At 63.4% G+C, this 13,296-nt stretch carries 15 protein-coding genes; 9 read left to right on the top strand and 6 right to left on the bottom strand.

Annotated elements, in window-relative coordinates; genetic code table 11:
* The first annotated feature begins 138 nt into the window (after positions 1–138).
* The gene (locus tag AK2_RS05420; protein ID WP_067932212.1) at positions 139–1,338 is read left to right on the top strand and encodes an MFS transporter; all 1,200 of its coding nucleotides are present in this window, start codon (positions 139–141) and stop codon (positions 1,336–1,338) included.
* Positions 1,339–1,394: 56 nt separating this feature from the next.
* Here AK2_RS05420 and AK2_RS05415 read toward each other — a convergent pair whose 3' ends face one another.
* Positions 1,395–2,813 carry a hypothetical protein gene (locus AK2_RS05415; protein ID WP_067932210.1) on the bottom strand — a complete coding sequence of 473 codons (1,419 nt, stop codon included), beginning with the start codon at positions 2,811–2,813 and terminating at the stop codon, positions 1,395–1,397.
* A gap of 202 nt (positions 2,814–3,015) precedes the next feature.
* Here AK2_RS05415 and AK2_RS05410 point away from each other — a divergent pair, with 202 nt between their 5' ends.
* The 3 genes from AK2_RS05410 (at position 3,016) to AK2_RS05400 (ending at position 6,967) form a co-directional block, all read left to right on the top strand.
* Positions 3,016–5,619, top strand: coding sequence for a transglycosylase domain-containing protein (locus tag AK2_RS05410; protein WP_067932209.1), 2,604 nt, complete (start codon positions 3,016–3,018; stop codon positions 5,617–5,619).
* Positions 5,620–5,639: 20 nt separating this feature from the next.
* The gene (gene queC, locus AK2_RS05405) at positions 5,640–6,323 is read left to right on the top strand and encodes a 7-cyano-7-deazaguanine synthase QueC (protein WP_067932207.1); all 684 of its coding nucleotides are present in this window, start codon (positions 5,640–5,642) and stop codon (positions 6,321–6,323) included.
* 167 nt (positions 6,324–6,490) lie between these two features.
* Positions 6,491–6,967 carry a hypothetical protein gene (locus tag AK2_RS05400; protein ID WP_067932205.1) on the top strand — a complete coding sequence of 159 codons (477 nt, stop codon included), beginning with the start codon at positions 6,491–6,493 and terminating at the stop codon, positions 6,965–6,967.
* 31 nt (positions 6,968–6,998) lie between these two features.
* Here AK2_RS05400 and AK2_RS05395 read toward each other — a convergent pair whose 3' ends face one another.
* Positions 6,999–7,466, bottom strand: coding sequence for a helix-turn-helix domain-containing protein (locus AK2_RS05395; protein ID WP_067932202.1), 468 nt, complete (start codon positions 7,464–7,466; stop codon positions 6,999–7,001).
* A 30-nt stretch (positions 7,467–7,496) separates the two neighbouring features.
* The gene (locus AK2_RS05390) at positions 7,497–7,898 is read right to left on the bottom strand and encodes a globin domain-containing protein (RefSeq protein ID WP_067932200.1); all 402 of its coding nucleotides are present in this window, start codon (positions 7,896–7,898) and stop codon (positions 7,497–7,499) included.
* Between the two features lie 183 nt (positions 7,899–8,081).
* Here AK2_RS05390 and AK2_RS05385 point away from each other — a divergent pair, with 183 nt between their 5' ends.
* Both AK2_RS05385 and AK2_RS05380 read left to right on the top strand, forming a co-directional pair.
* A complete protein-coding gene (locus AK2_RS05385) occupies positions 8,082–8,453 on the top strand; it encodes a YlbF/YmcA family competence regulator (RefSeq protein ID WP_067932198.1) in 372 nt (123 codons plus the stop codon).
* 16 nt (positions 8,454–8,469) lie between these two features.
* Entirely contained in the window at positions 8,470–9,153 is a 684-nt protein-coding gene (locus tag AK2_RS05380; RefSeq protein WP_067932196.1) for a metal-dependent hydrolase, read from the top strand.
* Between the two features lie 112 nt (positions 9,154–9,265).
* Here AK2_RS05380 and AK2_RS05375 read toward each other — a convergent pair whose 3' ends face one another.
* Positions 9,266–9,520, bottom strand: coding sequence for a DUF3243 domain-containing protein (locus tag AK2_RS05375; protein WP_067932194.1), 255 nt, complete (start codon positions 9,518–9,520; stop codon positions 9,266–9,268).
* Between the two features lie 182 nt (positions 9,521–9,702).
* Between AK2_RS05375 and AK2_RS05370 the strand changes: the two genes are divergently transcribed.
* Positions 9,703–9,993 carry a hypothetical protein gene (locus tag AK2_RS05370; protein ID WP_174521143.1) on the top strand — a complete coding sequence of 97 codons (291 nt, stop codon included), beginning with the start codon at positions 9,703–9,705 and terminating at the stop codon, positions 9,991–9,993.
* Positions 9,994–10,135: 142 nt separating this feature from the next.
* On the opposite strand, the gene AK2_RS05365 is transcribed toward AK2_RS05370, so the two are convergent.
* On the bottom strand, positions 10,136–11,476 hold the full coding sequence (locus AK2_RS05365) for a DNA polymerase IV (protein ID WP_067932192.1): 1,341 nt from the start codon (positions 11,474–11,476) through the stop codon (positions 10,136–10,138).
* 231 nt (positions 11,477–11,707) lie between these two features.
* Here AK2_RS05365 and lepB point away from each other — a divergent pair, with 231 nt between their 5' ends.
* Both lepB and argR read left to right on the top strand, forming a co-directional pair.
* Entirely contained in the window at positions 11,708–12,262 is a 555-nt protein-coding gene (lepB, locus tag AK2_RS05360) for a signal peptidase I (RefSeq protein WP_067932190.1), read from the top strand.
* A gap of 29 nt (positions 12,263–12,291) precedes the next feature.
* Positions 12,292–12,735 (top strand): arginine repressor, encoded by a 444-nt coding sequence (argR, locus tag AK2_RS05355; protein WP_067932188.1) that lies wholly within the window; start codon positions 12,292–12,294, stop codon positions 12,733–12,735.
* A 166-nt stretch (positions 12,736–12,901) separates the two neighbouring features.
* Here argR and AK2_RS05350 read toward each other — a convergent pair whose 3' ends face one another.
* Positions 12,902–13,294: a hypothetical protein gene (locus tag AK2_RS05350; RefSeq protein WP_157076238.1), complete on the bottom strand. Its 393-nt coding sequence runs from the start codon at positions 13,292–13,294 to the stop codon at positions 12,902–12,904.
* Between the last annotated feature and the right edge of the window lie 2 nt (positions 13,295–13,296).

The raw sequence follows: 13,296 nt of genomic DNA, 5'->3' as shown, positions 1-13,296 counted from the left end.
TACAATAGTCACGTACTGGATTTCTACACCGATTATACAAGGTTGTCTCGCATTCAGGTAGGAACCTTGTGCTGGCCTGTCTTCGTCCCCACGCCTTGCCGTGGGACGAATCGGCGGTCGCTGAGGAGGGGAGAGATCATGTCTACACCTTCGGCTGCACTGTCGCCCGCCCCCCTGCAGAAGGGGCGTGTCTGGACGCTCAGCGGCGCCCACCTGATGAACGACCTGATGACCAGCGGTGTCGTGCCGGCCTTGATGCCTTTGTACAAGTCGGCGTTTCACCTGACCTATACCCAGGCCGGACTGGTTGTGCTGGTGTCATACCTCACGTCTTCCGTGTCGCAGCCGCTGTTCGGCGTCCTGTCCGACCGGCGTCCGCAGGCTTGGCTCTTGCCGTTTGGGCTGCTGCTGGTCGGCGTGGGGCTGTCCCTGTCCGGGGTCGTCCCATCCTACCCTCTGCTGCTCCTGGCGGTGGCGCTGTCCGGGATCGGTTCCGGCGTGTTTCACCCAGAGGCCTCGCGCGGCGCGCACCTGGCGGCAGGGAGCGCCAAGGGTACGGCCCAGTCCATCTTCCAGGTGGGCGGCAACGCCGGGCAAGCGCTCGGCCCCCTGGCCGTGCCGCTCCTACGCGCGTACACTGGCATCCACGGGCTGCTGTGGTTTCTGGTGGTCGGCGTGCTGGCGTTCTTGTTGACGATCCGGCTGGTGCCTTGGTACAAGGCCAACGCACGCGGGCAGGCGGGCTCGCGTGCCGTCCGGGCGGGGCAAGACCGGCCGTGGGCGATGGCCCTGCTGACCGTCGCCATCATCGCCCGCGCCTGGGCGCAGGTGGGGATTCCCGCGTTTCTGCCGTTTTTTTACGAGGAGCAGCACGTTTCTCTGGACCAGGGCGAGATTTACAGCTTTTTGTTCCTGGGTGCCGGGGCTGTGGCGACGCTGTTGGGTGGTCCGCTGTCCGACCGCTTTGGCCGCAAGTGGCTGATGGTCGGGACGACGCTCTTGGCGGTGCCGTTTGCCTGGCTGCTGCCGCATACCCACGGCATTTGGGCGGCGGTGGACTTGGTCCTGCTCGGTTTTTGCATGCTCGCCACGTTCGCTGTCACAGTGGTCTATGGGCAGATGCTGCTGCCCGGGCGCATCGGGTTGGCGTCGGGACTGGTGATTGGCCTTGGCATCGGCGCCGCCGGCGTGGGCGCGGCGTTCATGGGCGGACTCGCGGACCGTTTTGGGGTGCCGTTCATCATCCATATGTACGTCATCCTTCCGGCGCTGGCGGCGGTGTTGTTTGCGCTCCTGCCCAGCGACCGCGCTTTGGCGGCGGGATCGGCCCGCTCCTGAGCGGCGCCGGTCCGGAAATGGGCGGCCGCTGCGTACGTGCGCAAGGGGCGGGGGCCTTACCAGAGGATAAGACCCACCACCGTGCTGACCACCAGACCCACCAGCACAGGAACCAGGTTGCGCTTGGCGAGTTCGCTGACGTTCACGCCCGCCACCGCGGCCACCGCGACGAGCGACGACCAGGCGATGAGCGTCCCGCCTCCGGACCAGACCGAGCCCATCTGCCCAATCGCCCCCAGCAGCGACGCGGTCTGCGGATTGCCGGGTGCCAGCGCCCCGGCCACCGAGCCGACCAATGGCAACCCCGCAAAGCCCGATCCGTCCAGCCCCGTGACAAGCCCCAAAAGGAGCACGCCGAACGCGGCCGCCACGCTGCCAGGCGGTAGAGCGTGGCTGACGTGCACCGCCGCGTCAAACAAAAACCCGGGCGCTCCTTTGCCGAGAATCGCCTGCGCTCCGTCGGGGCTGCCCAGGTAGAAGAAGCCGGCGATGGGGATGACCGGCCCCATGGCCCGAAACGAGAACGTGAACCCTTCCACCAGGTGTTGGCTGACCCGCTCCAGCGCGTCCGTGCCGCGCCCTCCACCGACCAGTCCGAGGATGACCAGCAACAGCGATCCGACTCCCCCAAGCAGGGCGGTGGCGTCGCCACCCTTGAGATGAAACCCGCACAGGGCGGCAATCGCGGCCAGCAACAACACCGGCACGACAATGGCGCATACCGCCGCCCGGAGGTTGCCCAGCGGCGGGTTTGGGCCTCCCTGAGCCGTCGCGGCCATCTCCAGTCGGCTGTCCCCGAGCATGCCGGCCACCTGCATCCGGTCTTCGACAGATTGCCGGTGGAACTGGCGGATTTCCTGGCGTTGCATCAGGTACGCCAGCGGGATCGCGACGGCGCCCGTGACGCCGGTGAGGATACCGCCTTTGACCAGCAGCAAGGTGAGCGGAACGCCGGCGGCGCTGGCGGTGATGCTCGGCGCCCCCTGAATCACCACGTCGCCGGCAAGGGCCATGCCCTGGCCGGCCAGGGCTACCGCCGCGGCCGCCGCCAGCGGGGAGAGGCCGGCCCGCACCGCAGTCGGGATGAGCAATGCGCCGACCAGTGGGATGGCCGGGGTCGGCCAAAAGAACAGAGAGATGGCCGCTGTGGCGAGGACTAACACGGTGTAGGCGACCAGCGGCGTTCGCATCAGCTTTTGAATCGGGCGCACCATGTGCACATCGGCGCCGATGTGGTGAGCGGCCCGCAGCATGGCGACCATGATGGAGATGATCAAGAAGACGTTGAACAGCTGCGTCGCCGCATACAGGTCGGCATTGAAAATCGACTCGACGGCGGCAATCACCGACCCCTGATGGGCCCACGCCACCAAGAAAGTAAAGACGAGGCTGGGCACCACCAGGTTCTTGCGGAAAACCATGGTCGCCACCACGACCAGCGCACCCAACAGATACACCCAGTGTGCGAGTGTCACATCCATCACCCCCAGCAGCCTATGAGCGGGCCCACGGCCGGGTGAGAACCGGTTTGTCGTCAAACCGTCGCTTTTTCTCGCCGGTACCCCTCGATTTTGGCGCCCAATCCACGTACTCTATGCTTGAGTCCTTGCGCCGTCTGTCAGGGAAAGGGAGTCTCGCCGTGGAAGCAGACCTGGCCAGGAAGGAGACGGAGGACGCATGAAAAGAAAGTACATCGCACGCATCGTGATCGCCTTTTCGGCGATCGTTGTCATCTTTGTCGGCGTGTTCGTGGCTTTGGTCGAACTGATGCCGTTTGACGCATCCAAGCTGGAGCTGAACACCGTCCCAACGGTGGTTTACGACAAGGACGGCCACCAGCTGGCCACCATCAGCGCGCCCGGGAGCAACGATATCCCCTATCAGGACATTCCGCAAAACCTCCAGGAAGCCGTGGTGGCGACTGAGGACCGCAACTATTGGCAGGGATCCAGCATCGACCTGCGGGGCCTGTTGCGGGCGGTGTTTGTGGACATGTGGACAGGGAGTTTGTCCCAGGGCGGGAGCACGATTCAAGAGCAATTGGCGAAAATCGTGTATCTCACGGATAAGAAGACGTTTTCACGCAAGTTTCAGCAGATTGTCCTGGGTGTGCAGATTGACCGTCACTTCAGCAAGCAAGAGATTCTTGCCATGTACCTCAACCGGGCGTACTTCGGGGAAGGAGCCACCGGCATTCGCGAGGCGGCCATCCGTTACTTCGGGGTGGATTTGGCCAAACACCCGGATCAACTCACGCTCAACCAGGCGGCCACCTTGGCTGGGCTGTTGCAGGCGCCCAGCGCCTATGATCCGATTGCCCACGAGGCGGCAGCCGAAAAGCGGCGCAACCAAGTTCTGGAGAACATGGTCAAGTACGGCAACCTCAGCGAGGCCGAGGCCAAGCGGGTCGAGGCTCAGAAAATCAACGCCTCATTCCACAACCTTCCCGGAGACATCTGGGACAAAAACCCGATGTTGGCGCGGTTCTTGTATGATTACGCGGAGCAAAACGGCATCGATAAAGACCTGCTGTCGCAGGGCGGGTTGAAGGTCTACACGACCATTGACCCTAAGGTGCAATCGGCCTTGAACACCGTGTTCTATAAGAGCAGCAACTACAACAACCACTTTGAACCGGCCGTCCATGGCCAACCGGTGCCCGCCGCCGCCGTGTTCGTCGATCCGAAGACGGGCGGCATCCTGGGTGTCGCGACGGGGCATGGCGCCGACGCGGCCAACGGGATTGACCGGGTGTACGAGCATGGATCGCCCGGATCGTCCATCAAGCCGGTGCTCGACTACGGCCCGGCGCTGGAAGAGGGCAAAATCACGCCGAACACGGTGCTGGACAACCAGCCGCACAACTTTGGCAACTTTTATCCGCAAAACGACGAGCCGATGCCTGCCCGCGTAACCGTGCGCTGGGCTTTGGCCCACTCGGCCAATGTGGCGGCCTGCACGGTGCTGCAAATGATTGGCATTGACAACGGCATCCAGTTCGCGGAGAACATGGGTCTGCAGTTTACGCAGAGCGACCATCAACACCTGGGCATCGCCATCGGCGGCATGCAGAAGGGGGTCACGCCGATGCAGATGGCCCAGGCTTACTCGGCGTTTGATAATGGCGGCGTGATGGAGCAGGCGCACCTGATCAGGCGCATTGTCAACCAGTCCGGGGACGAAATCTACAATTTTGCCCCGGCCGCCAAGCGGGTGATGAGTGAGCGCACCGCGCAAGTCATGACCGACCTTTTGACCGACGTGGTCAGCTACGGCACCGGCACCGGCGCCCAGCTTCCCGGCTGGGGAGTGGCCGGCAAGACCGGAACGGTGCAGTACGACTCGTCGCAAAACGGGGGCCACCAGGATTGGGTGCGCCTGGCCTGGTTTGATGGCTACACACCGAACATGGTCGGCAGCATCTACATGGGATGGAACTACGACGGCCCAGGGCCGGAATATCACATGCTCAGCAGCGACCAGCCGTCGTATATGTGTTCGGAGATCTTCGGCGATGTGATTCGTCTCGCCGAGCAGGGACGCACGCCCGAGCAGTTTGACCTGTCGCAGGCCAGCAGCGAATCGACGCAGCCCGCCCCTCAAACCAAGACGGCCGTGAAGGGGCTGCACGCGTCCTGGGATGCCACGCGCGGCAGCGTCGAGCTGTCTTGGCAATCCGACCTGGCCGGAGACGTAAACTTCGTCATCACGCGCGCGGGCGGCGGTGCCAGCGCCACCCAGATTGGCGAGACGGCCAGTCTCAGCTTCTACGATGCCAACGTCAGCGAGGGGCAGACGTACACCTACACAGTCCAGGCGGTCGATCCGTCCACCGGATCGAAGGTGGGCAGCCCGGCTTCCCTCACGGTCAGGGTGGAGGCGCCGGCAGCCCCGCCGCAGAACTCGACCGACAACGGGGTTGGTGCGGGAAATTCCACGGCCCCCGGCACGCCGGGGGCACCGGAGAATGGGACGGGCAGCACGCCTCCCAGCGGGCCAGCCAACAACCCCGCCAACAACACCACGGGCGCGGTCCCGCCCTCCAACTCCACGGGCAACAACACGGTCCCCACGGGCCCGGTAGGGACGGGTAACCAGGGAGCGACCGGAGGCCCGGTGCCGCCGGTCCAGGGCGGCGGAAGCAATACCAGCAGCGGCGGGAGCACCACGCAACGGAGTGGCGGGACCAATGCGCAACGGACTGGCGGGACGAACACGCAACGAAGTGCTGAGGCCAGCATGGGGGCCAATTCGAACGCCACGAATTCCACGAACAGATGAAACCCAGGAGAGGGGGCGCTATGTTGCGCGCAGTTGTGATTTTGAGCGGCGGTCTGGACAGCACGACCTGTATGGGCATCGCGCAGGATGCCGGGTACGAGTTGTTTCCCATTACCTTCGACTATGGGCAGCGCCACCGGATTGAGTTGGAGAAAGCCCAGGCGGTGGCCCGCCATTACCGCGTGGCGGAGCACCGGGTGGTCAAGCTCGATTTTCTCTCCCAGTTCGGCGGCAGCGCCTTGACCGACCTGTCGCTGGCGGTGCCGACCGGAGGCGTGAGCCCGGAGAACGAGATCCCTGTCACGTACGTTCCGGGGCGCAACCTCATCTTTTTGTCCATCGCCGCCTCGTACGCGGAGGTCAAGGGAGCAGAGGCGCTGTACATCGGCGTCAACGCCCTCGATTACAGCGGCTATCCGGATTGTCGTCCAGCCTTCATCACGGCCGTGCAGGAGGTGCTGCGGGTGGGCACCAAAGCGGGCGTCGAGGGCCGGCCCATACGCGTCGAAACGCCGCTTTTGCACTTGACCAAGGCCGAGATCATCCGCTTGGGCATGCGCCTCGGCGTGCCCTACGAACTGACCACTTCCTGCTACAACGGTCAGGAGGTGGCGTGCGGCGAGTGCGACAGCTGCCGGCTGCGCTTGAAAGGGTTCGCGGAGGCGGGGTTTGAAGACCCGATTCCGTACCGGGTGCGGGCCTAAACCCAGCTCGCGTTGTTGAACCGGCAGCCCTCCTTGTGCAGGGTCCGCATGCGGATAGTCCATATCCGGCAACACTATCCCGCAGGCAAAGGCGGGCGGACGCCACGGGGCGAAGGCAGGCCGCCCGCCATCGCCGCTCGGAGCGGTGACGTGGAGGTGGTGGCCCGGTGGACTATCGCATCGCGGATCTTGTCTTTTTGCGTGGGGTGCACCTGTTTGACCGGGTCATCCAGCGTGTGACCCACAGCCCGTACAGCCACGTGGCCGGGGTCGTGCTGCCGGGCCAATTGATGGAGGCCCGCGCCTCGCGGCGCGTCGGGTATGTGCCGCTGTCGGCGTACAAAGGCCTGGCCGACCTGTACACCTGTGACGAGTTGAACGAGGGTCAACGCGCGGGCATCCGGGACTATGTGCTGCGGGAGTACGGATACGACTATGATTATTGGCTGATTGGCTGGGAAGGGGTGCGCTACCTGTTGCACCTGGTGCTGCCGTTCCAGGAGCCACCGCGCACGCGCATCTGTTCGACGCTGTGGTGCGAGGCGTACCGTTCTGTCGGGGTGGACCTGTGCCCGCAGGTTCGCTTTCCTGCTCCTGCCGATCTCGCCCGTTCCTTACGCCTGCGCAAAGTCCGCGCATTGTAAAGCGAAGGTCTATGGGAGACCGGCCCCAAGGTCAGATAGGGAAGTTTCGAATCAACTGCCAGGTTTTCTCCAGCTGTTGCCTGCGTTCCTCGGGCGCGCTCACGTATTCGACGAGAAACGGCACCGCTTCCGGGTGCAGGCGCAGAAACAGAACAATGCGCGCCTCCTCTCCCGACAGCGGGATGGCGGTGGCCGGCGACCAAACGCCGGGCGGCGCTTTTGCAGCCGGCGGAACAGGGGCATTGGCCGGCGGCGCCTTATTCGTTTGTCCCGCGGCCGGGACTCCGTCCTGTTTGGCCGCCGCCTCCGTCCCGGCATCGGTGAGGTCGGAGATGGACACGCCCAAGGCGGCGGCCAAGCGCGCCAACGCGCCCGCATCCGGCGTGCGGCGGCCGGTTTCATACATGGCGACGGCGCTCGCCGACAGTCCCGTTTCCTTGGCCAGACGGGCCTGCGTCCAACCTTTCTGCTTGCGCCACTCGGCCAGTCTCAGCGGCATGGTTGTCCTCCTTCGCCAGTGGGTTTGCCCCTATTCGGCTTCATCGTCCGGGGTGTTCACCATATGATGGGCCGTCAGCGTCAGTCTCTGCAGCATGAACCTGCGGGCATCCCCGGTGATTCCTGTGTCATCCATGGCTCGCTCCATGCAGCTCAGCCATGCTTTCGCGCGGCGCGGCGTGACCGGGTGAGGCAGGTGCCGGGCGCGCATCATCGGCGGTCCATAGGTTTCACTGTACAGTTGCGGGCCGCCAAAAAACTGGGTCAAGAATGCATATTGCTTCTCCCGAATCTCGGTAAAATCCTCTGGGAAAATCGGGCGTAAATCCGGGTCCTGCGCCACATAATCGTAAAAATGCGTGACCAACTCGCGAATCGTATCCGCCCCGCCAATCATCTCGTAGATGGTGGCCGGACTGGGAATCCCTCGCATGTGGCACACTCCTTTTCTGCGAATGAGCCTGTCAGGGTGAAGCCGCTTGTTGGCAACCGGTCAAGCAGGCTCATACTCCATAGTATAGCGAATGGTTCGGTCCTCACAAATTCGCTATACTGGAACTAGATGCGTCGGACCTGCAAGGTGCACGCAGCCGGCGAGTCAGATGGGAGGTCGGCCATGAATCCGTACGACAGGGCGCATGAATTAGCCAAGGAAATCCGCAGCTCTGAGGTATTTCGAAGGCTCAAGGACGCCCGCGAGCGTATCGAGCAGGACCCATCGACTTTACATATGCTGCAGGATTTTCGATTGCGCGAGTGGGAGATGCAGACCAAGATCATCGACGGCCAGGAGCTTTCCCAGGAAGAGAAGGATAACCTCGCGCGGCTGGCGGAGATTGTCCGCCTCAACCGCGATGTCAGCGAGTACCTGGAGGCGGAGCGGCAATTGACCGTCATGTTGATGGATGTTCAAGACATCCTGTCCAAGGTGGTCGAGGATGCGCTCCTGCCGCACCCGGGGCTCGGGGATACGAAAGAAAACGAGTAAAGCGGGAGGGATTGACGTGAAGCTGACCTTTCATGGGCAGGCGTGTTTTGTCGTTGAAGCGGACGGGCACACCGTTGTGATTGACCCGTTCCTGTCCGGCAATCCGACAGCGGTGGCGAAACCGGAGGACATCCGGGCAGAGGCGGTCCTGCTCACGCACGGCCATGCCGACCACGTGGCCGACGCGGAGGCGATAGCGAAAGCCAATGACGCCCTCATCGTGGCCCCCAATGAATTGGCCATCCTGTACGGACGGCGGGGCTGCCGGGTGCACCCAATGCATTTGGGCGGGGCGCACACCTTCGACTTTGGCCGCGTGAAACTGACCCTGGCCTTCCACGGATCGGCGCTGGAGGACGGGGACCAGCTGCTGTATGCGGGCAACCCATGCGGATTTTTGCTCACGATGGGCGAAAAGACGCTTTATCACGCGGGAGACACCGCTTTGTTCGGCGACATGCGGCTGCTTGGAGAGCTCAACCGCATCGATGTGGCCGCGCTGCCCATCGGCGACAACTTCACGATGGGCCCGGAGGACGCTCTCATCGCGGCGGAATGGCTTCAAGCCGGGCTGGTCATCCCGATGCACTACAACACGTTTGACCTGATTCGCCAGGATGCGCAGGCATACGTGCGTGCGCTGGCGGAAAAAGGGTTGAAGGGGGCCGTCTTGCAGCCTGGTGAGAGCATCGAGGTCTGACTGCGGGCTTGGCACAGTGCCCCATTTCCTCGCACACCGAACTTCACACCTGCAGCAAAGTCGGCGGCCTGGGGCGGGCTGGTCCCCAGGGCCGCTGATTTTCTCGCAAGGGTCAGTGGACTTGGTGCTCGGACATCCGGATCATCATACGCGCCAGAGCCATCCGGTCCTGGTCGTCTCCCACGTCCCATAACTCCTTGAGCAGGCGCTCCTGCTCGTTCTTGGGGTCCACCTTGTTGGCCAGGTAGTCTCCCATTTTCTTGGCGACGGCGGTCACTTGGTCCTCAGACATGCCCATCGCGTGCGCCTTGTTCACCTGATCGCCGAGAAACTCCTGCCACCGGTCGAAATTCTCGAGAACGCCCATGCGTTTTCCCTCCTGCCTCTGACGTCGTTCGGTTCATTGACAGCGTGCCGCAATCCCGACCGGAGTATACGCGCTGCCCCTGCAGGCGTGCTGGCCGGTGCTCGGCGCGTCAGGCGGGCATACCGGAGGGCGATGCGGCATAGGAATATAGCGCTGGACAAAGACGTGAGGAGGAATGGAGGATGCGCAGGCATACACGCCCCGACGCCAGCAGCCGCAGGCGGGCGATGGTTTACGCGGGTGCCCTGGTTGCATTAGGCGTCTATGGGATTCCTCGGCTGCCGGGGTTGCACCCGGGGCTGGCGGGGACGTTCGCCTTGGTGTGGATCTTGTTTTTGGGGCTTGGCATCGCGGCCAACCTGTACTTCGTGTTCGGCGCCGACCGGGAGCGCGTCCGCATGTTGGAAGAGATGGACATTTATCCCGAAAGGGAGCGGACAAGGTCCGGTTCGCTTGAGCGTGAAGCCCTGTGAGCGGTCTGCCCTTGCCGGTTTGGCCGCGTGCTTGACGGATGACGGCGCTACAGCCGGCGGGAGCAGACCATGACCACAGCTGCCACCAAGCAGGCGAGAATCGTCACTATCGGGGCCAGCGCCCCTCCCAGCAGCGGCACGTTCATTCCACCTCCTGGCTTCGACGCGGCACTGGCGCTCTGGCATCCAGCACATCCTTCTGGAGCGAAGTGCCGCGGGTCCTCTCGTTGCGCAGCTCACTGCTGGCATGCGGTGCCAGCATGCGTCCGCGCAGGATGATGTCTTCTCCGTATTTGTCACGCAGCCAATCCATCACCCTATCCAGACGCTGCCAGCGGCGCGACGTGCTTTCCCCCACTAAGGCTCCCTGATGGAAACCACGGGGTGCCCACGCGTCCTCCCCCTCGGGGAAAAGAGGCAGTTGCACGGGGGCCGCCTCACCCGGGTACCGCAATTGTTGCACACTGACTCCCAACAGGCGGATGGGCCGGGACGGCTGCCAATGTGCGCGCACCAGCGCGAGCGCCGCCGCGTATACATCCTCTGTCACGTCGGTCGGCCGCTCTAGGGTCATGACACGCGTGATGGTCTCGCGGGTGGCGTAGCGAATGGTCACCTGCACCGCCCGTCCGGCGGCGCCGTGACGGCGCAACCGTCGCCCAACCCGGTCGCTGAGATTGAGCAGGATGGTTTGCACCTCTTCCAGGTCGGTGGCGTCCTGCGGCAACGTGATGGAGTGCCCGATGCTCTTGTTCGGTGGGCGCACTGGTACGACGGGGCGGTCGTCCAGCCCGTTGGCCAAGCGCCACAATTCGACTCCGCGTTTGCCAAAGCGCCGCTCCAGTATGTGCGGACGCGCCGCCGCCACATCGCCGATGGTGGACAGGCCCATCCCTTTCAATCGCCGGGCGGTGCTCCGCCCCACACCCAGCATCTTGTCCACCGACAGCGGCCACAACCGATCGCGGATGTGGGCGTTGCGGATTTCCGTGATTCCCAGCGGTTTCTTTCGGTCACTCGCCATCTTCGCCAAAAACTTGTTGGAGCCAATCCCGACGGAACACGGCAGCCCCAGTTCCTGCTGGAGCCGCCGCTGGATGGTCCGCGCAATCTCCGCCGGGCTGCCGAATTGGCCACTGCCTCCCACATCCGCGAAGCACTCGTCGATGCTGAACACCTCAACCAACGGCGTGTACTCGCGTACGATTTGCATCACCTTGCGCGAATACGCACGGTAGAGGGAGAAGTCCGGTTCAATCAGGATGAGGGATGGGCATACGCGCACCGCCTGTGGAACCGTCATGGTGGCGCGCACCCCAAACCTGCGCGCCTCATAACTGGCCGTGACGACGACGCCGTGACGGGTCTCCGGGCTTCCCGCCACGGCTGTCGGTTTGCCCCGGTACCGGTGCGGATCGGCCGCGGCGTGGCAGGAGCAGTAAAAGGCGTTCATATCGATGTGGAGGATGTCCCGTTCCGCCATCGTGGATGCCTCCGCAACTGGCTGGTTTGTTTCCCATTGTACCACGGCCGGACCGTGGGGAACACGTGTTCTGTGCGGACAGGAATTGGCCCCGCCTAGGGGAGTGGTTGGAGCGGCTGGCATCGCGGCGGATTTTCCGTCATACTTAACGTATTACCATTCCTGTGCAGCGTGAAGCGAGTCATCCCCTGTCGTGTTTCGGCTGCATGGTCTAGTGGACGAGGTGACCTCATGGATCTGTCGGAACGTCAAACTGAGCGCCGGCCGGCGCTGTGGAAAACGCTCTGGGAGTGGGTGTGGCCCATCGCCCTCGGTTGTCTGGTGGCCTGGGGAATCCAGAAGTGGATTGTCGGGGTGGCGATAGTCCCGTCCGAGTCCATGTATCCAACCATCCCCAATCCTTGCTACATGCTCGTAGACCACCTCGCGACCGAGTTCCACGCTCCGTACGAGGGAGAGGTCGTGCTGTTCCACTGGCCGGATGATCCTTCGCAGATTTTCGTCAAGCGCATCATCGGCATGCCGGGGGACACGATTGTCGTACGCGATGGACATGTCTATCGCAACGGCAAACTGCTGCACGAACCCTACCTTGCTCCCGGCGGGACCAAGGGGGATTACGGACCTTATAAAGTGCCCGCTGGCGAATACTTCATGATGGGAGACAACCGCAACGTCTCGGACGACAGCCGCTTCTGGCAGCACCGATACGTGCCCAGATCGGCCATCGTCGGGCGGGCGGATATGGTCATCTGGCCGCCGGGCAAGGCCCACAGGATTCACTGATGCCGCCGATGAGGCAGGAGGAAACATGAGTGAAAGAACAACGCCAGTTGCGGATTCGGGAAATCGTCAGCCAGTATGAAATTGAAACCCAAGAAGAGCTGATTCGTCGGCTTGAGGAGTCGGGCTTCAATGTCACGCAGGCCACCGTGTCGCGCGACATCAAGGAACTGCAGCTGATCAAGGTGATTGGCAGCAACGGCCGCTACAAGTACGCCATCCCTGCGGCCGCGCCGCCAGTCAACCTGGACACCCTGCGGCGCCGGCTGGCCGATGTGTTCATCTCCTTGGGACGGGCGCAAAACCTGGTCGTGATTCGGGTGATGCCCGGCAACGCGCACGCGATTGCGGCCATGATTGACGCCCTTTCGATTGACGGGCTGATTGGCACCATCGCCGGCGATGACACGCTCCTGCTCATCTGCCAGGATGAGCCTTCTGCCCTGCGGCTGGAGCGGGAACTTACAGCCAGGTGACGGGCAGGGCGCGGTTTCCCTTCTTCCGGCCGGCAACCCGCCGGGACTGCCCGGGAATGGGTTTCCGTCACGAGTGCTTCGGGGATCACTCCACAAAGAGGAGGGGGCTGCCCCAGTGCCCTCGGCACTGTCGGATCAGCCCCCGTGTGGTCCTGTGGTTGTTTGGTCACCAGGGGCGGATGGGGCCGTCGTCCAGACAGCCCGGCCGCACCAAGCCGCGCAGGAAGTTCTCGCTCAAGGGCAGACTGACGACATGCTGGCGCCAATGCTCGTGTTCCGATTCCGGCAGGCGGTGCAGGATGCTGCCGATGGGCGCGTGGATGAACTTGTCCCCATCGCCGCTGATGCCGAAATCGATGCTCCAAGCGCCAGACTTGCTCAGACGCCCTGAGGAGTCGGTGCGGATGATGCGAAAACCGCCGGCTTCGCGGTAGGCATCCAACACCGCCGCGTCGAACACCACCTGGATCTTTTCCAGATCACCGGCAAACACCCGTTCAAGCAATCGGGAAGCGCTTGGCGCCTGAGCGGCCCGCTCGATGGACGATGAATCGGACAAGG

It is taken from the genome of Alicyclobacillus kakegawensis NBRC 103104 (assembly GCF_001552655.1).
Classification (GTDB): domain Bacteria; phylum Bacillota; class Bacilli; order Alicyclobacillales; family Alicyclobacillaceae; genus Alicyclobacillus_G; species Alicyclobacillus_G kakegawensis.
The sequence above is the reverse complement of the archived record's forward strand: the minus strand, read 5'-3'. Positions and strand labels throughout refer to the sequence as shown.

Excerpts from the sequence above, each read along its gene's own strand:
- AK2_RS05420 (WP_067932212.1), top strand. The coding sequence starts at position 139 with ATGTCTACACCTTCGGCTGCACTGTCGCCCGCCCCCCTGCAGAAGGGG.
- AK2_RS05385 (WP_067932198.1), top strand. The coding sequence starts at position 8,082 with ATGAATCCGTACGACAGGGCGCATGAATTAGCCAAGGAAATCCGCAGC.
- AK2_RS05365 (WP_067932192.1), bottom strand. The coding sequence starts at position 11,476 with ATGGCGGAACGGGACATCCTCCACATCGATATGAACGCCTTTTACTGC.
- AK2_RS05390 (WP_067932200.1), bottom strand. The coding sequence starts at position 7,898 with ATGCGAGGGATTCCCAGTCCGGCCACCATCTACGAGATGATTGGCGGG.
- queC (WP_067932207.1), top strand. The coding sequence starts at position 5,640 with ATGTTGCGCGCAGTTGTGATTTTGAGCGGCGGTCTGGACAGCACGACC.
- AK2_RS05410 (WP_067932209.1), top strand. The coding sequence starts at position 3,016 with ATGAAAAGAAAGTACATCGCACGCATCGTGATCGCCTTTTCGGCGATC.
- AK2_RS05375 (WP_067932194.1), bottom strand. The coding sequence starts at position 9,520 with ATGGGCGTTCTCGAGAATTTCGACCGGTGGCAGGAGTTTCTCGGCGAT.
- AK2_RS05370 (WP_174521143.1), top strand. The coding sequence starts at position 9,703 with ATGCGCAGGCATACACGCCCCGACGCCAGCAGCCGCAGGCGGGCGATG.
- AK2_RS05395 (WP_067932202.1), bottom strand. The coding sequence starts at position 7,466 with ATGCCGCTGAGACTGGCCGAGTGGCGCAAGCAGAAAGGTTGGACGCAG.
- lepB (WP_067932190.1), top strand. The coding sequence starts at position 11,708 with ATGGATCTGTCGGAACGTCAAACTGAGCGCCGGCCGGCGCTGTGGAAA.